The following is a 24,532-nucleotide window of genomic DNA, read 5'->3' as shown; positions in this document are numbered from 1 at the left end:
GGTCAAACCCCTTACGAGGTATTCGCTCCCTACGTGGGCGAGCCGCGTCCAAAACACACGGTGCAGTGCCAGTGGTCTGCTCAGGCCGGCCTGCTGCCGCTGGCTCTCCACTCAAGTGCTTCGGGTACGTCGGTGAATTCGACCAGATGCTGTCCGACGTAGGCCTGCAGAGCATCACGGACTTCTGCGGGGCTGACGTAGAAGAACTCGCGTCGGGTGTTGACCTGGTTGACCCTGCGGTCCGCGAAGTGCTGGTGCAGCTTGGTCTCCAGTCCGACGGCGTCGTCGCTGAAGATGAGGGCGTGGACGTCGAAGCGGAACGGCACTGACGCGCCGCTCAACTCGTAGATGCGGTCCAGAGGTTCGAGGCGGCGGGTCAGGCCGATCTTGACCATGCGTTCGCCGAAGGCACCCACATTGGAGATGACGTAGACATAGCCGGTGCGGATGTTCGCCGCCCGGGCTTCTACGCTGCGTAGGGCGGATTCGATATCGGCGAGTTTGCTCTCCAGATCCAGGACGCCCTGGGTGTCACCGCGCTCGCGCAGTCGCTGCAGGGCAGCCTGAACGTGATTGCGCTCCTTGTCCAGCTTCTCGCGCTCGCGCTCGAATTCGCGTTGCGCCCGCTCTTCCTCGCGCGCGATGGCGCGTGCTTCGCGTTGGGCCTCCTTCTCCTCGTCCTTCTTCTGCAGATAATCGGCTGTCAGCGTCAACTCACGTACCCGGGCGTCGTGGTAGCCGTCCGCGATGCGGATCTGCATGGTGGCGCCCAGCTTGGCGATGGTCTCGCGGGTCTTGTAGAGCCGATCGACCAGTGGGCCGACCCGGTGCGGACGCATGGTGCGCACAGCCTGGTCGGCCTCGGCGTTGTAGGCGCGCAGCATCAACTTGGAGAAGTCCTGCACCATCTTCTTGCCCTCGCGCTGCGATCCGTTGACGGTCCACTGCGAGATGGACTGCACCGCTTGCCCGGCGCGCACCAACTGCTTGATCTCTGCCTGCAGGGAGTCCAGGCGGGTGCGATAGGCAACGGCGTCCTGCAACGGGTGCTGGTAGCTGTACACCCCGACCTGCTGCAGCATGGCTGCTTCCTCGGTCACCACGATCTGCGCCTGGGCCTGAGCCAGTCGGCTCTGTACCTCGAAAAGGTCCCGCTGGCCCTTCTCCAGTTCCTTCTGGGCCTTGCCTGCCTCCTTGAGGGCAGCCTGCATCTCGGCGGTCTCCTGGCGGACCGCGTTGCGGGCCTCGACGCGAAGCTCCCGCGCGTCCTCCTCGGCCTCCGCCCGGATGCTCTCGGCCTCGGCGCGCGCGAGGGCCACTGCCTGCGCTGCCTCCAACGCCTCCGGGCCCTGTGCGCGGGCAATCCACTCGCGCAGTTGGATCAGTTCGTCGTCCTCCCGCCCGCGACGTCGGGAGAAGAGCTTGCTACGGGTACTCCGATCCTCGACAGCGGGTGGTGGAACCGGCCAGCCGGTTGTCGGTGCACCAGTGTCCTCAGGGATCCACAACTGCCAGCCTTCCGGTGGAGCAGACCAGGAAGGGTCAGGACGCCAGTCGGGCGGGGGAGTCCAACCAGCCGGTGCGGGAGGCCAGTTCGGGGGCGGGTTGAAGCGCAGACTCGCCACGGTGGCTCCTTGAACACGATGGGCAGCATGGGAGCGCCACGGGCAGCGCTCACAGGATTGTGAACGTACTGCACGCGAGGGAACCAGCGCAGCGTATTCGGCGACCGTGCATGACCCTTGGTATCTGCACGGATCTGTGGCCGGACGACGAGGACACGCCGAGGGCAGCGTTCGACGCCGTGCGCTCGACGTGTCCTCCTGGCCACCGGAAGCAGCATCCGTGCAGGTCAGAGCAGGGTCTGCCAGTAGTACCAGAACCGTTCCAGGACCAGGGCCAGGATGCCGAGGTACCAGCAGGCCGGGACCACCCAGTGGTAGCGGCCGAGGGCCTTCCGCAGCGGGGGGAGGTTGTGCAGGGTGGTGTACCAGAACAGCGGGATCACGGCGGCCCAGACCGCGATGCAGTAAGGGCAGACCGCGCCGATCCGGTAGAGGGTCTGGAAGATCAGCCAGTGCACGAAGCCGACCGCGAAGAGCACCCCGGCCTGCAGCCCCAGCCAGAACCAGCGCGGGAGTCGGGCCCCGGTCAGGGCCACGACGCCGATGGTGACGACCACGGCGAACGCGCCCACGCCGAGCAGCGAGTTGGGGAAGCCGAAGGCGGACGCCTGGGCGGTGCGCATCACCGAGCCGCAGCTGATGATCGGGTTGATGTTGCAGCTGGGGATGTATCCGGGGTGCTCCAGCAGCCGGATCTTCTCCAGCGTCAGGGTGACCGCCGCCGCCAGCCCGACCCCGCCCGCGACGACCAGCAGCCAGGCGTAGGCGACTCCCGCGCCCGTGCGGGTCGTACGGGCCGTGCCGGCCGTACGGGCCCCGTCCGGCGCGGCGGGTGCGGCGCTCACTTCTTCGCGCCGATGGTCTGCTGCACCAGGGCCTGGTACTGCGCCGGAGTGATCGGCTCCCCGGTCCCGCTGTCGAACAGGGTCAGCGTGGTGCCGTTGAGCAGGACCGTCGGGGTCCCGGTGACGCCGCTGCCGGCGAACGCGGCGCCGACCCGCTGCGCCCAGGGCTTGTACGTCCCGTTCCTGACCGCCTGGTCGAAGGCGGCGCTGCGCAGCCCGGGGACCTTCGCGGCCAGTTCCAGCAGGTGGTCCGCGCTCGCGAAGGCGTCGTTCTGCTCGTCCGGCTGGTTGGCGTAGAGCACGGTGCGGAACTGCTCGTACTTGGCCGGGCTCTCGTTGAGCGCGGCCCCGGCGGCGGCCAGTGCGGCCACGGACCCCGAGCCGCCGAGGTTGTCGTCCAGGAAGGTGCCCATGTGGTACTGGATCTTGTAGGTGCCGTTGTCGGCGAGCTGCTGGATGGTCGCGCCGTCGGCGCGCTCCAGCCGGTCGCAGACCGGGCAGCGGAAGTCCTCGTAGACGTCCAGGGTGTTGGCGGCGTCCGCCTTGCCGTAGACGATCACGGTGCCGCCGGGGCCCGAGGTGTTGGCCGGGACGGTCACGGCCTGGCCGGCCGCCGTCCCGGAACCGCCGCCGCTGGTACCGGTACTGCTGCCGCAGCCGGCCAGCCCGAGGACGGTGAGGGCGGCGAGGGCGGTGAGGGCGGCGGCGCAGCGCATGCGCATGGTGGTGTTCGAGTTCATGGTGGTGTTCGCTTCCTGCTCCGGAGGGGTGGAACGCACGTGCATCCGGTGATGTGCAGGCAGCAGCGAGCCCCCGCCGTCAGCGGGGGAGGAGAAGAGCGCTGCTCAGCACATGGCAGGCAGCGGCGGCGGCCCACGCCGCCGCGCGGTGCGCAGCAGGACCTGCTGCGGTCCCGGCTGGCTCCTCCGGGGCGCGGGTGGTTGGCCGACCCCGGCGGTCTGCACCAGCGGCACCAGCACCGCGAACAGCACCCGCAGCGGCGCCGTCGCGAAGGCGGCGACGGCCCGCAGGGTACGGAACACCGCGGCCTCGCCCCGGCGCAGCCAGAGCGCGGCCAGCAGCGCCGCCAGCAGGTGCACGGCCAGCAGCAGGCTGAACTGCCAGGCTGAGGGCGCGGACGGGAGGGTCAGGTGCGGCAGCCCCGGCCCCGGCCCGGCCCAGGCGGCGGTGGGGCCGTGCAGCTGCCCGCCGCCGCAGAGCAGCAGGTCGGGCAGCCCGTTCAGGCTCCGGCCCGACGGCGTGGGCGGGACGCCGGGCCCGCAGCTCGCCTGGCCGAGGTTGAAGGTGGCGTTGAGCACCAGTTCCAGCGGGGCCAGTACCGCCGCGATCCTGAGGTAGCCGCGTTCGCCCGCCGCGAGCAGCAGCGCCAGCAGGAAGACCGCCAGACCGGCCCACAGCACCGTGGCGACGGGCAACGGCGCTCCGGTGACCAGGAGTTGACCGCCTGCGGACAGCGAGAGGGACACGCCGGCGAACACCGCCGCGCGTACGACCCTCAGCACCACCGTGCCACCCGCTGTCCCACCCACGCCGGCGAGTATCTCAGCCGGGGTGTGTGAACACGGTAAGCCCGGCCATCAGGGGTGCCTGGCCGGGCCCAACGCGCGGTGCGGGAGTGGGACGGGGTGGATCCGGGTGCTGCGTCAGAGCTTGCTGAGCTTGGTGAAGGGGGTCGGGATGCGGAGCTGACGGGAGCCGAAGTCGACCATTACCGCGGTCTCCCCCTCGACTCCGATGATCCGTCCGAGCCCGTGCTGGTCGTCCGTCACCAGATCCCCGACAGCGAAGCTCTCGGGAGTCGGGGGTTCGGCAGGTGCCTTGAAGGGACTGGTGGGCATGTGGCGCCGGGTCGCGGCGGTTCTGGTCATTACCAGCAGTATGCGCCCGATAAGGAGCGCCCGGCAGGTCCGGCACCGAGTTGAGATGAGATCGAGGCCCGAACAGAAGGCCGAACAGTCGTGCCAGCGGCCATCAGTGCGGGGGATGATGAGGTCGAAGCCCTGTCCTCGAAGGGAGCGCTCCCGCACACTGAAGGCCATGCGGGTGGAGATTTCCGGGGAGTCGCAGCGCCCCGACCGGGTGAGCGAGGACTACGCGGCGGCGACGCCGGAGGCCTTGGTGCTGCTGGACGGTTCGAGCTCGCCGGCGGCGATGGAGTCCGGCTGTGAACACGGCACGGCCTGGTACGCGCGCCGGCTCGGCGTACATCTGCTCACTCGAATGGTGGACCGGCCGGACCGCACGATGACGCAGTGCCTGAGCGACGCGATCGCCGAGACGGCCTCGCTGCACGGGGCGCGTTGCGATCTGGCGCACCCCAATACGCCCGCCGCGATGGTGGTGGCGGTGCGGCTGCACGGGCCGGCGCTGCAGTACCTGGTGCTGGGCGACTCGCTGCTGGTGCTGGACCGCTTCGGCACGGTCGGGGTGGTCGGCGACAACCAGCCCTTCCCGGCCGGGGAGGCGCTGCGCCGGGAGGTGCACGGCACCCCGCCGGGCTCCCCGGAGCGCGCGGTGCTGCACATGCGCTACGCCCTGGCCGTCCGCGCCGCCAGGAACACCGGGCGCGGGCCGTGGATCGCCGCGGCCCTGCCGAAGGCCGCCGAGTACGCCGAGACCGGCTCGGTGCCGCTGGCCGAGCTGCGCGCCCTCGCGGCGCTCACCGACGGGGCGTCCCGCTATGTCGAGCGCTTCGACCTGGGCAGTTGGCCGGACGCGCTGAACCTGCTGGAGGACCAGGGCCCGGCCGAACTGCTGCGCCGGGTCCGCGCGGTGGAGGCGGACGACGCCGCCTGCACCCGCTGGCCCCGCGGCAAGATCCGCGACGACGCGACGGTGCTGTTCGCGAGGATGCGATGACCAGCGAGGCGTTCACCAGCGCGAGCACCAGCGCGTTCACCAGCGGGAGCACCAGGGCGACCAGGAGCCGGACGCAGCGGGAGCTGTCGCCGGGCGAGGTCGCCGACCTGGTGCGCTTCTCGCTGGGCTCCTCCTGCCGGGTGGCCGGCGCGGCCGAACTGGGCGGCGGCGGGTTCGCGGCGGTGTGGCGGGTGGAACTGCACGGGGCGGCGCCGGTGGTGCTGAAGCTCTCCCCGCCGCCGGGCGCGGAGCTGCTGGGCTACGAGCGGGGGCTGCTCGCCGTCGAGGCGGAGTACTTCGCCCGGATCGGACGGGAGCTGCCCGGCCTGCCGGTGCCCGAGGTACTGCACCACGGCACGGATCCGTCCTGGTGCGAGGGCGGCTGGCTGCTGATGACGCTGCTGCCGGGGACGCCGCTGTCCCAGCTGGGAGCGGGCCCGGCCGGCGCACCGGTGCGCGAGGAACTGGGCCGGACGCTGGCCCGGCTGCACACCCTGGGTGGGGACGAGTTCGGCTACCCGGGCGAGGGCCGCCGCCGGTCTTCGAGCTGGCGCGAGGCCTTCCTCGGCATCATCGACGACCTGCTGGCGGACGCCGAGCGGCTGGGCGCCCCGCTGCCGGTGCCCGCGGCGGAGATCCGGGCGGTCGTCGCCGCGGCGTCGCCGGTCCTCGACCTGGTCCGGCGCCCGGCCCTGGTGCACTTCGACCTGTGGGACGGCAATGTGCTGGCCGTCCCGGGCGGCGGAAGCGGCGGCGCTGGCGCGCTGCGGCTGAGTGGCCTGGTGGACGGCGAGCGCTGCCTGTACGGGGATCCGCTGGTGGACCTGGTCTCGCCGGTGCTCTTCGGCGCGATCGAGGAGCAGCCGGACCACCCGTTGCTCCGCGGCTACGCCGCGGCCGATCACGACAGCGGGCCGTGGCGCTGGGACGAGGCGTCGCTGCTGCGGGTCCGGCTCTACCGGCTCTGGCTCTACCTGGTGATGAACGTCGAGATCCCGACCCGGGCCCTGGCCGGGCCCGAGCACCGCGGCCAGCGCGAGCACCGGGCCCAGCTGCTGCGCGCGGCCCTGGCAGCCGTCAGGGGCAGGCCGTAACCGGCCTGCCCCTGTGCACCGCAGTACTTCCCTGCCGCCTACTTGGCGGGGATGCGGCCGAAGCGGCCGGACTGGAAGTCCTCCACCGCCTGCTGCAGCTCCCGGTGGCTGTTCATCACGAACGGGCCGTAGTGCGCCACCGGCTCCCGGATCGGCTGTCCGCCGAGGATGACCAGGTCCAGGTTGGGCGAGCGCGACTCCTGGGTGGCGTCGGCCTGGACGGTGATGCTGTCGCCCTCGCCGAAGAGGACGGCCTGGCCCATGCCCAGCGGACGGTTCTCCTCGCCCACCGTGCCGCGCCCGTTCAGCGCGTACACCAGGGCGTTGAAGTCCCGGCGCCAGGGCAGGGTAATCCGGGCGCCGGGGCTGACCGTGGCGTGGATCATCGTGATCGGGGTGTGGGTCACCCCGGGGCCCTCGACCCCGCCGATCTCACCGGCGATCAGCCGCAGGATCGCGCCGCCGTCCGGGGTGGTCAGCAGCTTGACGTTGGCGCCGGAGATGTCCTGGTACTTGGGGTTGATCATCTTGTCGGAGGCCGGCAGGTTCACCCAGAGCTGCAGCCCGTGGAACAGGCCACCCGAGACCACCAGGTCCTCGGGCGGGGTCTCGATGTGCAGGATGCCCGCGCCGGCCGTCATCCACTGGGTGTCGCCGTCGCCGAGGGAGCCGCCGCCGCCGGTCGAGTCCTGGTGGATGAACTTGCCGTCGATCAGGTAGGTCACCGTCTCGAAGCCGCGGTGCGGGTGCCAGGGGGTGCCCTTGGGCTCGCCCGGCGCGTACTCCACCTCGCCCATCTGGTCCATCATGATGAACGGGTCCAGGTGCTTGGTGTTGATCTTCGCGAAGGCGCGGCGGACCGGGAAGCCCTCGCCCTCGTAGCCCTCGGGAGCGGTCACGACCTGGAGCACCGGGCGGGCCACGGCGGTGGTCGGGTCCGGAACGTCCACCCGCGGCAGGACCAGCGGGTTCTCGACTGTCACTGCGGGCATGGTTGCCTCCTCGATGCGTACGGCGCCAGCGGTGCCGACATCAACGAGATTAGTTGATGCGTCAACCGAAAGCAAGTTGAACCTTCAACTAGCTGCCGAGGCGCCCGCTAGCCGTACATCCTCCGCATCGTGAAGTCGACCATCTGCTCGACCGCCTTGGCGTCGAACACCATCCGGTGCTCGCCCTCCATGTCCATCGCGAAGCCGTAGCCGGTCGGCAGCAGGTCCAGCACCTCGGCGCCGGTGACGGTGAAGTACTTGGACTCCTTGCCCGCGTAGCGCCGCAGCTCCTTGAGCGAGCTGAACATCGGGATCACCGGCTGCGGGGTGTTGTGCAGGGCCAGGAAGCCCGGGCGCTCGCCGCGCGGGCAGTACACCTTGGAGGTGATGAAGATCGACTGGAAGTCCTCGACCGGGAGCCCGCCGGTGGTGAAGGCCCGCACGGCGTCGCTGAGCGAGGGCGGGGACGGCTCCGGGTAGAGCGGCTGCTGGGGCTGCTGCCCGTAGCCGCCCAGGTTCATCTCCGGGGTCATGCCCGCGCCGAGGTCGGGGCCGCCCATCCCCTGGCCCATGCCCGGCTGGGGTGTCTGCTGCTGGTAGGGGCCGCCCTGGTAGCCGGGTCCGGCGCCGCTCGTCGTCTGCTCGTAGCCGTACACATCCCCAAGGTTATCGAGTTCGCCGCCACCCGAACGGCCCGATGGGGTTGAATTAAGTTACTTACGGGTAGCATAATGGTACTTACCGCTGGGTAGGGGGCGTAGTCTGCTGCGCCACGCAGATCCCGGCACCTACCGACGCGATGACCGGAGAACGTTCATGGGTCACTACAAGTCCAACCTGCGAGACCTTGAGTTCAACCTGTTCGAGGTGCTCGGCCGTGACGAGGTCTACGGCAGCGGCCCCTTCGCCGACATGGACGTGGAGACGGCGAAGAGCATCCTCGCCGAGATATCCCGACTGGCCGAGAACGAGCTGGCCGCGTCCTTCGCCGACGCCGACCGCAACCCCCCGGTCTTCGACCCGGCGACCAACACCGCCCCGGTGCCGGAAACCTTCAAGAAGAGCTACCAGGCCTACATGGACGCCGAGTGGTGGCGCCTTGGGATCCCGGAGTCCATCGGCGGCACGCCCACCCCCAGCAGCCTGATCTGGGCGTACGCGGAGATGGTGCTCGGCGCCAACCCCGCGATCTGGATGTACTCGTCCGGCCCGGCCTTCGCCGGAGTGATCGCCGACGAGGGCACCGAGGAGCAGCTCAAGATCGCCCGGCTGATGGCCGACAAGGGCTGGGGCTCCACCATGGTGCTGACCGAGCCCGACGCGGGCTCGGATGTCGGCGCCGGCCGTACCAAGGCGGTCAAGCAGGACGACGGCAGCTGGCACATCGAGGGCGTCAAGCGCTTCATCACCTCGGGCGAGCACGACATGTCCGAGAACATCATCCACCTGGTGCTGGCCCGCCCCGAGGGCCACGGCCCCGGCACCAAGGGCCTGTCCCTCTTCATCGTGCCGAAGTTCGACTTCGACTGGGAGAGCGGCGAGCTGGGCGACCGCAACGGCGTCTACGCCACCAACGTCGAGCACAAGATGGGCCTCAAGGCCTCCAACACCTGCGAGATGACCTTCGGCGCCGACGCCCCGGCCAGGGGCTGGCTGCTCGGCGAGAAGCACGACGGCATCCGGCAGATGTTCCGGATCATCGAGTTCGCCCGGATGATGGTCGGCACCAAGGCCATCGCCACCCTCTCCACCGGCTACCTGAACGCCCTGGAGTACGCCAAGGAGCGGGTGCAGGGCCCGGACCTCGCCGAGTTCCTGGACAAGGCCGCCCCCCGGGTCACCATCACCCACCACCCCGACGTCCGCCGCTCGCTGCTCACCCAGAAGGCGTACGCCGAGGGCATGCGCGCCCTGGTGCTCTACACCGCCAGCATCCAGGACGAGATCCAGCTGCTCAAGGCCCGCGGCGAGTCCGCGGACGCCGCCGAGCGGCTGAACGACCTGCTGCTGCCGATCGTCAAGGGCTACGGCTCGGAGAAGTCCTACGAGCAGCTGGCCCAGTCGCTGCAGACCTTCGGTGGCTCCGGCTACCTGCAGGAGTACCCGGTCGAGCAGTACATCCGGGACGCCAAGATCGACACCCTGTACGAGGGCACCACCGCGATCCAGGGCCAGGACTTCTTCTTCCGGAAGATCGTCAAGGACCAGGGCCAGGCGCTGACCTCGCTCTCCGAGCAGATCCAGAAGTCCATCGCCAACGGCCTCGGAGGCGACGACCTGGCCGCCGAGCGGGAGCAGCTTGCCGCCTCGGCCGGCGACCTGGAGGCCATCGTCGGCGCGATGCTGAACCAGCTCGCCTCGGTCGAGCAGGACACCCGCAACATGTACAAGGTGGGCCAGAACACCACCCGGCTGCTGCTGGTCTCCGGCGACGTGGTCATCGGCTGGCTGCTGCTGCGCCAGGCCGCGGTCGCCCAGGCCAAGCTGGCCGAGGGCGGCGCCTCCGCCAAGGACACCGCGTTCTACCAGGGCAAGGTCGCCGCGGCGCGGTTCTTCAACCGGACGGTCCTGCCGACCGTCCACGCCCAGCGGCTGATCGCCGAGGGCATCGATAATTTGATCATGGACCTGCCGGAGGCAGGGTTCTGACCTGCTGTTCGCACCGGTTACAGCGACCGGTCGGGGCTCCGAAGCATCACGCTTCGGGGCCCTGACCCGTATCCGGGGGCATCCGCACGGTCGGGCGGGCGACAATTGGGCCATGGAGCGGGGCGTAGGCTCGGGCGGCACCATGCGGGGCCGACCTGTCCGACCGGCCGCAGCTCCGCTCGGGAACCCCCTCACCCCTGGAGCAGCATTGACCAGCGCAGCCGGCGCGGGCCGCGTCGCTTTCGACCGCAGCCACACCGACGACCTCATCGCCTTCCTGCAGGCCAGCCCGTCACCGTTCCATGCGGTGACCAGTGCCGCGGAGCGGTTGGAGAAGGCTGGATTCCGCCAGGTCGAGGAGACCGCGGCCTGGGAGGGCACCCCCGGCGGGCGCTACCTGATCCGCGGCGGCGCGCTGATCGCCTGGTACGTCCCGGCCGGCGCCACCCCGGCCACGCCCTTCCGGATCGTCGGCACCCACACCGACTCGCCCAACCTCCGGGTCAAGCCGATCCCGGACACCGGCCGGGCCGGCTGGCGCCAGGTCGCGGTCGAGATCTACGGCGGCGTCCCGCTGAACACCTGGCTGGACCGCGACCTCGGCCTGTCCGGACGGCTGTCGCTGCGCGACGGCAGCACCCGGCTGGTCCAGCTGGACGAGCCGCTGCTCCGGGTGCCGCAGCTGGCGATCCACCTGGACCGCGCGGTCAACGACGGCATGGTGCTCGACCGGCAGCAGCACATCACCCCGGTCTGGGGCCTCGGCCGGGTCGACGAGGGCTCACTGATCGAGTACGTGGCCGAGGCCGCCGGTCTCGACCCGGCGCAGGTCGTCGGCTGGGACCTGATGGTGCACGACATCCAGCCGCCGTCCTACCTGGGCCGCGACCGTGAGCTGCTGGCCGCGCCCCGGCTGGACAACCTGCTGTCGGTGCACGCCGCCACCGCTGCCCTCGCCGCGGTGGCCACCGCGGACGGCGGCGTGAGCGGCGTGGCCGGCACGGGGAGTGGCGCGGGGGGTGGCGGCGTCGACCTCGGCTGCATCCCGGTGATCGTCGGATTCGACCACGAGGAGAACGGCAGCCAGTCTGACACCGGCGCGCAGGGGCCGCTGCTGGCCAGCACGCTGGAGCGCTCGGTCTTCGCCCGCGGCGGCACCCTGGAGGACCGGGCCCGGGCCCTGGCCGGGACGGTCTGCCTGTCCTCGGACATGGGCCACGCGGTGCACCCCAACTACAGCGAACGGCACGAGCCGGGCCACCGCCCGATGCCCAACGGCGGCCCGATCCTCAAGGTCAACGTCAACAACCGCTACGCCACCAACGGGCTTGGCCGCGCTGTCTTCACCGCCGCCTGCGAGCGGGCCGGGGTGCCGTGGCAGGTCTTCGTGTCCAACAACTCGATGCCCTGCGGTACCACCATCGGCCCGATCACCGCCGCCCGGCTGGGTATCGCCACGGTCGACTGCGGCATCGCCGCGCTGTCGATGCACTCGGCCCGGGAGCTCTGCGGCGCGGACGACCCGTTCCTGCTGGCGTCGGTGCTCAAGGCCTTCCTGGAGAGCTGAGCCTCCAGGAAGGCCGAGCCGCGGGCGCGGCGGCGCCGGGCCGCTCGTCTGCCGCTGCTGCGCCGCCGCTACTCGCTCATCCCGGCCAGGACCAGCGGCAGCCGGTCCGTCGCCCCGGGGACCAGCCGCACCGGGACGCCCCAGTCCTGCTGGTGCACATGGCAGGTCGGGTACTCGATCGCCGGGTCGTCGTCGCAGCTCGCAGCCATCGCGCTGATGTGCAGCACGCCCTCGCCGACCGCCGGGTCGAGCCGCAGCTCGCGGCTCAGCGCGGGGTCGGCGCCGGTGCCGTCCAGCAGCAGTTCCGGCGGGGTGGAGCTGACCAGCAGCCGGGTGGCGGGGCCGTAGCTCTCGTCCAGCTTCTGCCCGGCCGGGGGCGTGAAGATCACGTCGAGCCGGAGCAGCCCGGGGGCGACCTCGGTGGCCGGCCGCTGGGTCCGGTGCGCGGCGGCCTCGACCTGGACCGCCTCCTCGGGCAGCCGGAGCCGGGTCAGCCGGTGCCGGGCGGACTCGACCACGACGATGTCCCCGTCCACGACGACCGCCCCGCTGGGCTCCCGCAGATCCGTGGCCAGGGTGGTGACCTGGCCGGTGGCCGGGTCGTAGCGGCGCAGCGCGTGGTTGTAGGTGTCCGCGACCGCCACCGAGCCGTCGGGCAGCACGGTCACCCCGAGCGGGTGCTGCAGCAGCGCCTGCGCGGCGTCCCCGTCCCGGTGGCCGAAGTCGAACAGACCGGTCCCGACAGCGGTGCTCACCTGGTGCGTTTCACGTGAAACATAGCGAATGGCTGACGTTTCGGAGTCGGCCACCCAGAGCCGGTCCTCGGTTGCGGCCAGTCCGGACGGCTGGGCGAACCAGGCTTCCCGCGCCGCGCCGTCCACCAGACCCTCGTTGGTCGTCCCGGCCGCGACGGCGACGGTGCCCGCGGCGGGGTCGTAGGTCCACAGCTGGTGCGTGCCGGCCATGGCGATCCACACCTGGCCGTCGAACCAGGCCACGTCCCAGGGCGAGGACAGGTCCACCTCGCGGGCCGGGCCCGCGGTGGGGGAGTTCTGCCACCACTGCCGGCCGGTCCCGGCGACGGTGCTGACCTGGCCGGTGGCCGGGTCGTAGCGGCGCAGCGCGTGGTTCACCGTGTCCGCGACGATCACCGCACCGTCCGGCAGCAGCGCCAGCCCCTGCGGCTCGCTGAACCGGGCGTCGCCGGCTGCCCCGTCGACCAGCCCGCGGTCCCCGCTGCCGATCCGGCGCAGCACGGTCTCCCCGTCCTCGGCCAGCTCGACCAGCGAGTGGTGTCCCGAATCCGCGACCAGGTAGCCGCCGTCCGGCAGCCGCAGCGCCTTCCCGGGGAAGCGCAGCGCCCCCGGCTCCGCCGTCGGCGGCACATACGGGCTGTCGCCGCGCCGCAGCGTCCCCTTGGCGGCGTGCGCCGTCTCCAGTTCGGCGACCAGTGCGGCGATGGCGTGCGCATGCCCCTCGCCGGCGTGCTGGGCGACCACGTAGCCCTCGGGGTCCACCACCACCAGCGTCGGCCAGGCCCGCACCGCGTACTGCTTCCAGGTCGCCAGCTCCGGGTCGTCCAGCACCGGGTGCTGCACGTCGTAGCGGGCCACCGCGTCCACCACGGCCTGGTGCTCGGCCTCGTGCACGAACTTCGGCGAGTGCACCCCGACGATCACCAGGGTGTCCCGGTGCTTCTCCTCCAGCTCCCGCAGCTCGTCCAGGACGTGGAGGCAGTTGATGCAGCAGAAGGTCCAGAAGTCCAGCAGGACGATCTTCCCCCGAAGATCGCCGAGCGTCAGTTCCTTACCGCCTGTATTCAGCCAACCACCGGCGCCGACAAGTTCGGGGGCGCGTACCCGTGCACGAGAAGCCATACCTGTATCCAACCCCATCGAACGACGCGGGCATTCCTCGCTCGACCGTGGACTGCGCCACTACCCTGCAGTTCAGGCCCACGACCAGGGAGGCACGCGTTGGCTGCGGACGTGGACGACCAGGACGCGGAGGGTACGGCAGATGCTCTGCCGGGGCTCATGGCGCTGCCGGATCGCACGGAGGACGGGGAGCAGCAGTTCCTGCTGTGCCTGCGGGACGTGGTGCGGGCCCTCGGACTCGATGTCGATCCTGAACCCGGTCCCGATCCTGATCCCTACGGTCGGTGGACGTGGGGGCAGCACGTGCGGGCGGCGATTCGTGATGCCTGCCGCCAGGGTCTGATCCTTTCCGAGGCATCCTTCGATGCGCTCATCAAGGCTGCGGTCACTGACCCTGACCCGAGCTACGACCGCTGGTTCGTCGAGCCGGCCCTGAACGCGTTCGGATACTTGCGCGTCCGCTCGGCGCTGCTCGCCTACCTGCGCACGGGCACCAACCCGGAGCGGGCCGGCGCTGCGCGAGTTCGTCAGCAACGAGCACCTGGACGTTCGCCGCTGCCTCCTCCCCGGCCTGCCGCTGCGCAAGTCGGCGTACCCGGAAGCACTGCACGACCTCGTGGACGAGGCCGTGGCCATCGCACGCTCGCACCCGGACGCGTACATCCGCCACCGCGTGGAAGAACAGGTCCGCAGCTGAAGCAGCAGCTCGGAGGGGTCGACAGAACGCCGGTGCGGCGCGCCCGGTGACCTCGGCACGCTGCCGATGCACCACCCGCAGCGGCTACCTTGCGGGCGAAAGGGTGTCAGATCCGGTGCGGGTGGGCGGGGTTGCCCCCGCCGGGCAGCACCCTGCCCGGCCGCATCCTGTCCGGCCGCGACTCGGGCCGTATGCCCGAGGTGCTGACAGACTCGTCCTTCCGGAGGCGCCCGCGGTAGGAACTCCCCCCGCGGGGGAAACGTCCTATCCGGTGTAGGACGAAACCCGGAGGCGAAGACGTCATGAAGTTCCTGATGCGGGATCGGATGTTCTCGATCGGCGACGACCACTGGATCACCACCGAGCACGGCGACAAGGCGTTCCTGGTCGACGGCAAGGTACTGCGGGTCTCGGACACCTTCGAGCTGAAGGATCCCACCGGCGTCAAGGTCGCGGTGATCAAGAAGAAGATCGTCAGCGTCCGCGACGCGATGCGGATCGAACGGGACGGGGACACCCTCGCCACGGTGAAGAAGAAGCTGTTCACCCCGTTCCGGGACAAGTACGAGGCGCACCTGGCCGACGGCCGCGAGTACGAGGTGCACGGGGACTTCCTCGACCACGAGTTCGACATCGACGACGAGGGCGGGCACCGGATCGCCCGGGTCTCGAAGAAGTGGTTCTCCTTCCGCGACACCTACGGGATCGACATCGAGGACGGCCAGGACATCCCGCTGTTGCTCTGCGTCGCCGTCTGCGTGGACCACCTGCAGCGGATCGAGCACCACGAGGACTGATCCTCCGGTTCCTTCGGTTCCTCCGGTTCCTTCGGTCGCTTCGGCGCGTTCTCTGCCTTGAGTGGAATAGACTCAACTTACGTCATGCTGACAGAGGCAGGACAAGGCAGGCACGGTCGAGCACAGGAGGACGCATCAGCGTGGACGCGAGCAAGCTCACCACCAAGGCACAGGAAGCCCTGTCGGCGGCGATCCGACAGGCGTCGAGCGCGGGCAACCCCGATGTCACCCCGGTGCACCTGCTGCTCGCACTGCTGGAGCAGCCCGAGGGCATCGCCGGCCCGCTGCTGGAGGCGGTCGGTGCGGATCCGGTCCGGCTCCGCACCGCGGTCCAGCGGCAGGCGGCGGCGCTGCCCTCGGCGCAGGGGTCGACGGTGTCCGCGCCGCAGCTGTCCCGGCAGATCGTGAACACCCTGAACGAGGCCGGCGCCCGCGCCACCGACCTGGACGACGCCTTCGTCTCCACCGAGCACCTGCTGGTCGGCCTGGCCGCCGAGGGCGGTTCGGTGGCCGACGCGCTCAAGGCCGAGGGCGCCACGCCCAAGGCCCTGCTGGCCGCGTTCAAGGAGGTCAGGGGCAGTGCCCGGGTCACCTCGGCCGACCCGGAGAGCACCTACAAGGCGCTGGAGAAGTACGGCGCCGACCTGACCCAGGCCGCCCGCGACGGCAAGCTGGACCCGGTCATCGGCCGGGACCAGGAGATCCGCCGGGTGGTCCAGGTGCTGTCCCGGCGCACCAAGAACAACCCGGTGCTGATCGGCGAGCCCGGCGTCGGCAAGACCGCCGTGGTCGAGGGCCTGGCCCAGCGCATCGTCGCGGGCGACGTGCCCGAGTCGCTGCGCGGCAAGCGGCTGGTCTCGCTGGACCTCAGCGCCATGGTCGCCGGGGCGAAGTACCGGGGCGAGTTCGAGGAGCGGCTGAAGGCCGTGCTCGCCGACATCAAGCAGTCCGAGGGCCAGGTCATCACCTTCATCGACGAGCTGCACACGCTCGTCGGCGCGGGCGCGGGCGGCGATTCGGCGATGGACGCCGGCAATATGCTCAAGCCGATGCTGGCCCGCGGCGAGCTGCGGATGGTCGGCGCGACCACCCTGGACGAGTACCGCGAGCGGATCGAGAAGGACGCCGCGCTGGAGCGCCGGTTCCAGCAGGTCATGGTCGGCGAGCCGTCGGTCGAGGACACCGTCGCCATCCTGCGCGGGCTGAAGTCCCGCTACGAGGCGCACCACAAGGTGCAGATCGCGGACGCCGCGCTGGTCGCCGCGGCCACCCTGTCCAACCGCTACATCACCTCCCGGTTCCTGCCGGACAAGGCCATCGACCTGGTGGACGAGGCCGCGTCCCGGCTGCGGATGGAGATCGACTCCTCCCCGGTGGAGATCGACGAGCTGCAGCGCGCCGTCGACCGGCTGCGGATGGAGGAGATGGCGCTCGCCAAGGAGTCCGACGCGGCCTCGGTCGACCGGCTGGAGCGGCTGCGCCGCGACCTGGCCGACCGGCAGGAGCAGCTGGCCGGGCTGACCGCCCGCTGGCAGGCCGAGAAGGCCACCCTGAACAAGGTCGGCGAGCTCAAGGAACGCCTGGACGACCTGCGCGGCACCGCCGAGCGGGCCCAGCGCGACGGCGACTTCACCACCGCCTCCCGGCTGATGTACGCGGACATCCCGGCCGCCGAGCAGGAGCTCGCCGAGGCCCAGGACGATGCCCGCAGCGAGGCCACCAGCGCGTCCATGGTGAAGGAGGAGGTCGGCCCGGACGACGTGGCCGATGTGGTGGCCTCCTGGACCGGCATCCCGGCCGGGCGGCTGCTGGAGGGCGAGACCGCCAAGCTGCTGCGGATGGAGCAGGAGCTCGGCCGCCGGCTGGTCGGCCAGACCGCCGCGGTCCAGGTGGTGTCCGACGCGGTGCGCCGCTCCCGTTCCGGCATCTCCGACCCGGACCGGCCGACCGGCTCCTTCCTGTTCCTCGGCCCGACCGGGGTCGGCAAGACCGAGCTGGCCAAGGCCCTGGCGGACTTCCTCTTCGACGACGAGCGGGCCATGGTCCGGATCGACATGAGCGAGTACGGCGAGAAGCACTCGGTGGCCCGCCTGGTCGGCGCGCCCCCCGGCTACGTCGGCTACGAGGAGGGCGGCCAGCTCACCGAGGCCGTCCGCCGCCGCCCGTACGGGGTGGTGCTGCTGGACGAGGTGGAGAAGGCGCACCCGGAGGTGTTCGACATCCTGCTGCAGGTGCTGGACGACGGCCGGCTCACCGACGGCCAGGGCCGGACGGTGGACTTCCGCAACACCATCCTGATCCTGACCTCAAACCTCGGCTCGCAGTGGCTGGCCGACCCGGCCCTGGACGACCGGGCCAAGAGGGACCGGGTGATGGAGACCGTCCGCAGCGCCTTCAAGCCCGAGTTCCTGAACCGGCTGGACGACATCGTGGTGTTCGACCCGCTGGGCATGGACGAGCTGGCCCGCATCGTCGACCTCCAGGTCGCCTCGCTGGCCGCGCGGCTGGCCGACCGGCGGCTGACCCTCACGGTCACCCCGGCCGCCCGTGACTGGCTCGCGCTCACCGGCTACGACCCGGCGTACGGCGCCCGTCCGCTGCGCCGGCTGGTCCAGTCGGCCATCGGCGACCAGCTGGCCAGGGAGATCCTGGGCGGCACCGTCCGCGACGGGGACACCGTCGAGGTCGACGCCGAACCCGGGGCGGACCACCTCAGCGTGGGCCCGGCCGCACCGGTCGCCACGACCTTCGAGAAGACCTCCGAGAAGACCTCCGACAAGAAGGGGTGACCGCTTCGCCTGGACACGGGCATGAGGCAGGATGGTCCTGGTAAGTCCATTCGAAGGGAAACTCGGCCAACATGAGCATCGACCCGTCTTCCATCCCTTTCTTCGGGGCGCCGCAGCAGCAGCCGCAGCCGACGGGCGACGAAGGCCCGCCGCCGGTGATCATCCCTGACCAGGAGCTGGTCACCCAGCTGCTGCACCAGATGGAGCTCAAGCACGCCGTGGACGAGGAGGGCGACCTGCTCGCCCCCTGGGAGGGCTTCCGCGTCTACTACATGTTCCGCGGCGAGCAGAAGGAGCTCTTCGCGGTCCGCGCCTTCTACGACCGCCCGCACTCGATCGACTCCAAGGCCGAGCTGCTGGAGGCCCTGGACGAGTGGAACCGGGAGACCCTCTGGCCGAAGGTCTACACCCACACCCACGACGACGGCGTGGTCCGGGTCATCGGCGAGTCGCAGATGATCGTCGGCATGGGTGTCAACGTCAACTACTTCGTCGCGATGACGGCCAACTGGACCCAGGCCGCGGTCAGCTTCGACGCCTGGCTCGCCGAGCGGCTCGGCCTGGCCCAGGCCGTCGACACCGACGGGGATGACAGCACCGAGGGTGACTCCACCGAGGACTGACCCAGGCGGTACGACCAGGCAGGACCCCCGGAAGGGCCGGTGCGCGGACAGCGCGCCGGCCCTTCCGCCTACACTGAGCGACCGTAAACCCCTGGCCGACCCGACAAGGACGTCATGCGAGCACAGTTCGTCATATCGGAGATAGGCATCGGCCTGCGCCGGAACCTGACCATGACCATCGCAGTCGTCATCAGCGTCGCCCTCTCGCTCTCCCTGGCCGGTGCCGCGCTGCTGCTGCGCGACCAGGTCGACAGCATGCAGAAGTACTGGGACGGCCGGGTGGAGGTGTCCGTCTTCTTCTGCGCCAAGGACGACATGACCAACAAGCAGTACCCGAACTGTGCCTCGGGTCCTGCCACGCAGAGTCAGATGGACGCGGTCAGCGCGCAGTTGGAGAAGACCGGGCTGATCCAGCACATCTACCCGCAGACCCCTGACCAGCAGCTCACCGAGTACAAACAGGAGTACGGGAAGTCCAGCCTCGCCTCCTATGTGAACCTTGACGCCTTCGGCGGTGCGCTGCGGCTCAAGCTGAAGGACCCCCGGCAGTACGTGGCGGTCACCGAACTGGTCAACGGGCAGCCGGGGGTGGCCTACGCCGAGGACCAGAGCGAGCTGCTGAAGCCGCTGTTCAAACTGCTCAACGGGGCCCAGGTGGTGGCCCTGGTGGTGATGGCCATCATGCTGTCGGTGACGCTGCTGCTGATCGTCAACACGGTCCGGGTCTCGGCGTTCAGCCGCAAACGGGAGACCGGGATCATGCGCCTGGTGGGCGCGTCCAACTACTACGTGCAGCTGCCGTTCATCGCCGAGGCGGCGTTCGCGGCGCTGGTGGGCGCGATCCTGGCGTCGGGGATGCTGGCGCTCGGCAAGTACCTGCTGATCGACCGCTTCCTGCGGTCGCAGATCAAGCTGATCAACTTCATCGGCTGGAACCCGGTGTTCCAGGTCATGCCGCTGATGCTGGTGCTGGGCGTGGGCATGGCCGCCATCGCCGCCTTCCTCACCCTGCGCAAGTACTTGAAGGTGTAGCGGTTTAGGCGGGCGCTCCGGCCAGGAACACCACGACGATCCCGTACAGCCCGGAGAGCAGCGCGCAGGAGCCGAGCAGGGCGACCGTCGTCCCCCGGCGCAACCCGGCCAGCCACTCGGCCGCCGGGAACAGCAGGGCGAAGGCAGGCAGCAGGAAGCGGGCCAGCGGCGGGCTGGACGAGGAGTTCCCCAGGTCCATGACCAGCAGCGCGGCGCTGTAGACCAGCAGCGGCAGCGGCTGACGGCGGATCAGCGCGAGGACGAACAGGCCGAGGCCCGCCAGCACCGTCGCCGCCATCACCAGCACGGTGAGCACGGTCACCGCGGTGCTGATGTGAGGGGTGTGCGCGGCCGGTCCGGCTGCCGCCGCCGACCCCGAACCGGCCGCCCGGTGCTGGCTCCCGGCGAGCAGGTGCAGCAGGCGGCGGACGGCGGAGAGGCCGCCGTCGAAGCTGGACCCCCAGGCGTCCTGGATGTGGAAGTAGCCGCTCCAGGAACCGACCGCCCGTCCGGTCCACAGCATGTAGCCGAGCCAGCCCAGGGGGGCCAACAGCGCTGCGGCCAGCGGCCGTTGCCAGCCCTCGCCGCGCGGCTGCCGGTGCAGCCGGTGCTGTCGGTACAGCCGGTGCAGTTCGACCAGGGCGGCTGCGGCGACCGCCGCGGTGACCGCCATCGCGGTCGGCCGGGTCAGCCCGGCGAGCACGGACAGCACCCCGGCCGCGAGCCAGCGGCGGGTCAGCACGGCGTACAGGGTCCAGGCGGCGAACGCGGTGAAGAGCGACTCGGAGTAGCCCATGTTCTCGACCGCCGCCAGCGGCAGCACCCCCCACAGCACGGCCGCGACGACACCGGTCCGGTGGCCGTGGCAGTGCGCGGCGCAGCTGTGGATCCCGGCCGCGGCGGCGGCCCCGGCGACGGCGGAGACGAGGGCCAGGTCGGTTGCCGCGCCGAACGGCAGCAGCCGGTAGAGGGGTTCGGCCAGCCCGGGGTAGAGCGGGAAGAAGGCCCGTGGCGAGTAGGGGATCCCGTGGTGGCCGATCAGCCCGTTGGAGACCCCGTAGCCGGTCCTGACGATCCGTACGTACCAGCCCGCGTCCCAGCTGCCGCCCAGCCGGGCCAGCACCGGCAGGTGCCGGGCGGATCCGTAGGCCAGCAGCGCCAGCAGGCCGACCGCCCGGACCGCGAGGTAGCCGCCCACGGCCACGGCGGTGCGCCGGACGGCCGTGCGCGTGGCGCCGGCGCGGATACCGCGCTCGGCCGGGTCGGGTATGCGCCGAGGAGGGACGAGTGCGGTGGTCACGCGCCACAACAGTAGGCGTACCCGGTCGCCGCACCGACGGCCGGGTACGCAGCCGACTCAGTGGTGCGACCTCGCCACCAGCAGGACGACGACGACCGCGATCACGGCGAGTGCCGCGAGGACGGCGGCGGCGATCTTCGCCGCGCTGTAGGGGCGCTCGCCGATCACCTCGCCGGTGCGGGCGTTCACCATCACCTGCAGCGGCTTCCCCGCGTGCAGGTAGGTCAGGAACCACACCGGGAGCAGCAGCAGCTTGAAGGTGATGTCCAGGTAGTCGGTCTCGATCCGGTGCACCCGCTGCTCGTCGCCGCCGATGTCCTGGCGGCAGTCCTGCTCGATGACCGAGGCCATCCGCTGCTTCGCCGTCTCCAGGCCCGGTTCGGGCTCGACGTCGTAGCGCAGCGTCTGGAAGCCCGCCAGGTACTCCTCCTGGTAGGGGACGGCCTGCTCCAGCGGCCACGGCGTCAGCTTGTCCAGCTGCTTCTCCGCCACGGTCGTGGTGCCCGCCACCAGCACGTCGTCGAAGAACCGCTGCACGGTCCCACTGGCCGGCCACCACCTGGTCTTCTGCACCTGGCGGGTACGGGTCTGGGTCTGCCCGTCGACGGTCTCGGTGTAGGTCTCGGTCTCGTAGTAGTGCTCGCCGCGCTCGCCCCGGTAGTCGGAGCGGGTGTTGGTGTCATAGGTCCAGTGCGGGAGGTAGGTGCCCTTGAAGGTCTCCGCCTCGCTCACCTTCTTCAGGCTGGACGGCGCGAACCAGCGCGAGGAGGTCCACTTCCGCAGCGCGTCCCTGGCCGCGTTGCGGTCCAGCTCGAACGGCACCACGGCCTCCGGCACCACCCGCTCGGTCAGCGAGGCGTCGGCGACCAGCGCGGTCGCGCAGAACTGGCAGCGGTCGGACAGCGCGTCGCTCTCGGTCACCGCGCGGCAGCCGGGGCAGACGAAGGTCCGCACCCCGCCCGGCACGGCCATCGGCTTCGCCGGGAGCTGCGCCAGCTCGGCGAAGGCATGCTCGCGCACCTGCCGCGGCACCGCGGCGATGCTCTGCTGGTGCCCGCAGTACGGGCAGCCCAGCGCGGCGGTGCCGGCGGCGAACTCCACCTTGGCGCCGCAGGACTCGCAGGACCAGGCGGCGTCCGGGGCGGCCTGGTCGGTCGGATTGCCCTGGTTGCCCTGGTTCGCCGAGTAGTTGTAGTCGCTCATCGTCCCGGTCCTCTCAGGCCTGCGGCGGCAGTGGCGGTGGCGTGCGGGCCAGCAGCTGCGCCAGCTCGGGCACCTGCTCGGCGGGCAGCCAGGCACCCATGCCGCTCTTCCAGACCAGCGTGCCGCGGTTCAGCACACCGCCGCTGACCTGGGCGGAAAGCCCCGACAGGTCGAACGGGCCCTGCTGCTGTCCGCCCGCGCCGAGGAACCACTCGGCCGCCTGGCCAGGCAGTGGGGGAGGACCGGCCGGTGCCGCCGCCGGTGCCGCCGCCGCGACGGGCGCGTCCGCGGGGGCCGCCTGCGGGGCGAGGCTCGCCGCGATCCGCTGGCCCATCGCCATGCCGACGCCGAGGCCGAGCCCCTCGCCCGCCCCGCCGGGGTTGGCCGCCGCGGTCTGGATCGCGTTGGCGGCCTGGAACCGGGTGAAGTCGTCCAGGTTGCCCGCGATGCCCATCCGGGAGCGGGTGTCGATGGCCTGCTCGACCTCCGGCGGCACCGAGATGTTCTCGATCACGAACTTGGGGATGGCGATGCCGGTGGAGGCCAGCTCCCCGGTCAGTACCGTCGCGAGCTGGGCGCCGATCCCGTCCTGACGGGCCGCCAGGTCAAGCAGCGGCACCTGGGCCGTGGCCAGCGCGTTGCCGAGCCGTCCGACGATCAGCTGGCGCAGGTACTCCTGCACCTCCTCGGTGCGGAACTGCGGGTCGGTGCCCGCGAGTTCGCGCAGCAGCGCGGCCGGGTCGACCACCCGCAGCGCGAACGCGCCGAAGGCCCGCACCCGGACCATGCCGAACTCGGCGTCCCGGAGGATCACCGGGCTCTGCGTGCCCCACTTCATGTCGGTGAACTGACGGGTGTTGACGAAGTACACCTCGGCCTTGAACGGCGAGTGGAAGCCGTACTTCCAGCCCTTCAGGGTCGCCAGCAGCGGCAGGTTCTGCGTCTCCAGGGTGTAGGTGCCCGGGGCGAACACGTCCGCGATCCGGCCCTCGTTCACGAAGACGGCGGTCTGCGACTCCCGGACCACCAGCCGGGCGCCCATCTTGATCTCGTTCTCGTAGCGCGGGAAGCGCCAGACGATGGTGTCTCGGCTGTCGTCCGTCCATTCGACAATGTCGATGAACTCACCGCGAATGCGGTCCACCAGGCCCACGGGTGTCCCTCCCCCCAGCCACCGGGCCGCCCTGGCCCGGTGCGCTGCCGATCCTACTGGCGGTAGGGATCAGGGAGGTGCGCGTAGGGGTTCTGCGGCGCCGGGGGCGGCGGCGGGCCCGGACGGTTCCGGCGGCGGCGCAGCACCAGGGCGACGATCACGCCGATGACGACCACCGCGGCCACGCCGATCCCGATGAACAGCCCGGAGGAACTGCTCGACTTCTTCGCGGCCTGGGCCGGCGCGGTGGCCCCGGCCGAGGGCGCGGACCCGGTGGCGCTGCTGCCGGCGCTTGCGCTCGGTGCGGCCGGAGCGGACGCCGACGCGGAGGCACCGGCCGAGGCGGTCGCCACCAGCGGGTTCACATCGGCAGGACCGGGGTCGCCGGGAGCGGTCAGCGCGATCCGGGGACGGATGTTGCCGTAGCCGAAGTGGGGATCCTGCTGGCCGGGCGTGCTGCCCTGGTTGGCGGTGTTCTTCAGCACCCGGATGACCTGGTTCGCGGTCCAGTCGGGGTGCACCGACCAGAGCAGCGCCGCCGAGGCGGAGACGATCGCAGTGGCGTTGCTGGTACCGCCGGAGGAGCAGTAGCCGGACGGGCCGAGGCAGGCGTTGTACATCCCCTCACCGGGTGCGGTGAGGGCCACTTCCGGCCCGTATTCGGAGTACTTCGGGACATTGCCCTTGGCGTCGATGGCACCGACGCCGACCACTCCCGGAAAGGCCGCCGGGTATTCGAGTTCATTGCCGATCTGACCGTCGTTGCCCACACCCGCGACGACCAGTTTTCCCTTGCCGAGTGCGTAGTCGATCGCACTGCGGACATTGGGCTCGTTCTCCCGCTGGGCCTGCGAGATATTGAGGATCTTGGCGTCACTGTCCGCGGCGGCGCGGATGGCGGCGGACAACTGCCCCGCGAGGCTGGTCGCGAACGCCGCCTCGTTGTCGCCCTTCCCGACCACCCGCAGCGGCAGGATCTTCACGCCGGGGGCGAGCCCGTACAGGCCCTTGCCGTTCAGGCCCTTGCCGGTACCGGCGATCAGGCTGGCCATGGCGGTGCCGTGGCCCTCCTTGTCCACGTCCGTGGTCGCGCCGCCGGGGAGCCCGGAGAAGTTCTGGCCCGGCAGCACCTGCCCGACCAGGTCCGGGTGGCTCGCCTTCACCCCGCTGTCGATCACCGCCACGGTGATCCCCTTGCCGGTGGAGACCTTCCAGATGGTGTCCGGCGCGTGCATGGCGTCGAGCCACCACTCCTGCGCCCGGATCGAGGAGACGGTCTCGGCGGAGGCCGGGGTGACCGCGGCGCCGACCAGCAGCGCCGCTGCCCCGCAGAGCGCCGCCATGGCGCGCGGCAGCGCTCGTCCACCGAACCGGGTCATCGTGCTCTCCTCGCCGTCGCGCTCGATCGT

21 protein-coding genes are annotated in these 24,532 nt (G+C 70.9%); 9 read left to right on the top strand and 12 right to left on the bottom strand.

What is annotated here, in order from left to right:
- Positions 1-80: 80 nt before the first annotated feature.
- The 5 genes from ACEZDG_RS12930 to ACEZDG_RS12910 all read right to left on the bottom strand — a co-directional run bounded on the left by ACEZDG_RS12930 (position 81) and on the right by ACEZDG_RS12910 (position 4,359).
- A complete protein-coding gene (locus tag ACEZDG_RS12930; RefSeq protein ID WP_380507349.1) occupies positions 81-1,319 on the bottom strand; it encodes a DUF4041 domain-containing protein in 1,239 nt (412 codons plus the stop codon).
- 533 nt (positions 1,320-1,852) lie between these two features.
- On the bottom strand, positions 1,853-2,470 hold the full coding sequence (locus ACEZDG_RS12925) for a vitamin K epoxide reductase family protein (protein WP_380507346.1): 618 nt from the start codon (positions 2,468-2,470) through the stop codon (positions 1,853-1,855).
- A complete protein-coding gene (locus ACEZDG_RS12920) occupies positions 2,467-3,210 on the bottom strand; it encodes a thioredoxin domain-containing protein (RefSeq protein ID WP_380507344.1) in 744 nt (247 codons plus the stop codon). The genes ACEZDG_RS12925 and ACEZDG_RS12920 overlap by 4 nt, the downstream gene beginning before the upstream one ends.
- A 105-nt stretch (positions 3,211-3,315) precedes the next feature.
- On the bottom strand, positions 3,316-4,020 hold the full coding sequence (locus tag ACEZDG_RS12915; RefSeq protein WP_380507341.1) for a hypothetical protein: 705 nt from the start codon (positions 4,018-4,020) through the stop codon (positions 3,316-3,318).
- A 114-nt stretch (positions 4,021-4,134) separates the two neighbouring features.
- Positions 4,135-4,359: a hypothetical protein gene (locus ACEZDG_RS12910; protein WP_380507338.1), complete on the bottom strand. Its 225-nt coding sequence runs from the start codon at positions 4,357-4,359 to the stop codon at positions 4,135-4,137.
- A gap of 169 nt (positions 4,360-4,528) precedes the next feature.
- Here ACEZDG_RS12910 and ACEZDG_RS12905 point away from each other — a divergent pair, with 169 nt between their 5' ends.
- A complete protein-coding gene (locus ACEZDG_RS12905) occupies positions 4,529-5,350 on the top strand; it encodes an integrase (protein ID WP_380507336.1) in 822 nt (273 codons plus the stop codon).
- Positions 5,347-6,444, top strand: coding sequence for a phosphotransferase family protein (locus ACEZDG_RS12900; protein WP_380507333.1), 1,098 nt, complete (start codon positions 5,347-5,349; stop codon positions 6,442-6,444). The genes ACEZDG_RS12905 and ACEZDG_RS12900 overlap by 4 nt, the downstream gene beginning before the upstream one ends.
- 38 nt (positions 6,445-6,482) lie before the next feature.
- Here the strand turns inward: ACEZDG_RS12900 and ACEZDG_RS12895 are convergent, their stop codons facing one another.
- A complete protein-coding gene (locus tag ACEZDG_RS12895) occupies positions 6,483-7,436 on the bottom strand; it encodes a pirin family protein (protein ID WP_380507329.1) in 954 nt (317 codons plus the stop codon).
- 107 nt (positions 7,437-7,543) lie between these two features.
- Positions 7,544-8,092: an SseB family protein gene (locus ACEZDG_RS12890; protein ID WP_380507326.1), complete on the bottom strand. Its 549-nt coding sequence runs from the start codon at positions 8,090-8,092 to the stop codon at positions 7,544-7,546.
- A 160-nt stretch (positions 8,093-8,252) separates the two neighbouring features.
- On the opposite strand from ACEZDG_RS12890, the gene ACEZDG_RS12885 reads away from it, so the two are divergent.
- Positions 8,253-10,085: an acyl-CoA dehydrogenase gene (locus tag ACEZDG_RS12885; RefSeq protein WP_380507323.1), complete on the top strand. Its 1,833-nt coding sequence runs from the start codon at positions 8,253-8,255 to the stop codon at positions 10,083-10,085.
- 208 nt (positions 10,086-10,293) lie between these two features.
- A complete protein-coding gene (locus tag ACEZDG_RS12880; protein ID WP_380507319.1) occupies positions 10,294-11,652 on the top strand; it encodes a M18 family aminopeptidase in 1,359 nt (452 codons plus the stop codon).
- A gap of 68 nt (positions 11,653-11,720) precedes the next feature.
- Here ACEZDG_RS12880 and ACEZDG_RS12875 read toward each other — a convergent pair whose 3' ends face one another.
- Positions 11,721-13,529, bottom strand: a complete 1,809-nt coding sequence (locus tag ACEZDG_RS12875) for an NHL domain-containing thioredoxin family protein (RefSeq protein ID WP_380507316.1) — start codon at positions 13,527-13,529, stop codon at positions 11,721-11,723.
- A 111-nt stretch (positions 13,530-13,640) separates the two neighbouring features.
- Between ACEZDG_RS12875 and ACEZDG_RS12870 the strand changes: the two genes are divergently transcribed.
- The 5 genes from ACEZDG_RS12870 (at position 13,641) to ftsX (ending at position 19,467) form a co-directional block, all read left to right on the top strand.
- Positions 13,641-14,276, top strand: coding sequence for a hypothetical protein (locus ACEZDG_RS12870; protein WP_380507313.1), 636 nt, complete (start codon positions 13,641-13,643; stop codon positions 14,274-14,276).
- A gap of 252 nt (positions 14,277-14,528) precedes the next feature.
- Positions 14,529-15,023, top strand: coding sequence for an LURP-one-related/scramblase family protein (locus ACEZDG_RS12865; protein ID WP_380507310.1), 495 nt, complete (start codon positions 14,529-14,531; stop codon positions 15,021-15,023).
- Between the two features lie 140 nt (positions 15,024-15,163).
- A complete protein-coding gene (clpB, locus tag ACEZDG_RS12860) occupies positions 15,164-17,812 on the top strand; it encodes an ATP-dependent chaperone ClpB (RefSeq protein WP_380507307.1) in 2,649 nt (882 codons plus the stop codon).
- A gap of 71 nt (positions 17,813-17,883) precedes the next feature.
- Positions 17,884-18,435 (top strand): type III secretion system chaperone family protein, encoded by a 552-nt coding sequence (locus ACEZDG_RS12855; RefSeq protein ID WP_380507304.1) that lies wholly within the window; start codon positions 17,884-17,886, stop codon positions 18,433-18,435.
- A gap of 114 nt (positions 18,436-18,549) precedes the next feature.
- Complete coding sequence (ftsX, locus tag ACEZDG_RS12850) at positions 18,550-19,467, top strand: permease-like cell division protein FtsX (RefSeq protein ID WP_380507301.1); 918 nt, start codon at positions 18,550-18,552, stop codon at positions 19,465-19,467.
- 4 nt (positions 19,468-19,471) lie between these two features.
- Here the strand turns inward: ftsX and ACEZDG_RS12845 are convergent, their stop codons facing one another.
- The 4 genes from ACEZDG_RS12845 to mycP are packed head-to-tail and all read right to left on the bottom strand — an operon-like array spanning position 19,472 to position 24,502.
- On the bottom strand, positions 19,472-20,767 hold the full coding sequence (locus tag ACEZDG_RS12845) for a hypothetical protein (protein ID WP_380507298.1): 1,296 nt from the start codon (positions 20,765-20,767) through the stop codon (positions 19,472-19,474).
- A 57-nt stretch (positions 20,768-20,824) separates the two neighbouring features.
- Positions 20,825-21,970 carry a hypothetical protein gene (locus ACEZDG_RS12840; RefSeq protein ID WP_380507295.1) on the bottom strand — a complete coding sequence of 382 codons (1,146 nt, stop codon included), beginning with the start codon at positions 21,968-21,970 and terminating at the stop codon, positions 20,825-20,827.
- 13 nt (positions 21,971-21,983) lie between these two features.
- A complete protein-coding gene (locus ACEZDG_RS12835; RefSeq protein ID WP_380507292.1) occupies positions 21,984-23,123 on the bottom strand; it encodes an SPFH domain-containing protein in 1,140 nt (379 codons plus the stop codon).
- A gap of 53 nt (positions 23,124-23,176) precedes the next feature.
- A complete protein-coding gene (gene mycP / locus ACEZDG_RS12830) occupies positions 23,177-24,502 on the bottom strand; it encodes a type VII secretion-associated serine protease mycosin (RefSeq protein ID WP_380507289.1) in 1,326 nt (441 codons plus the stop codon).
- Positions 24,503-24,532 lie beyond the last annotated feature (30 nt).

The sequence above is a fragment of the Streptacidiphilus alkalitolerans genome (assembly GCF_042511045.1).
GTDB classification, from domain to species: Bacteria; Actinomycetota; Actinomycetes; order Streptomycetales; family Streptomycetaceae; genus Streptacidiphilus; species Streptacidiphilus alkalitolerans.
Note: the sequence above shows the minus strand (reverse complement) of the source record. Positions and strands in the feature narration are given on the sequence as shown.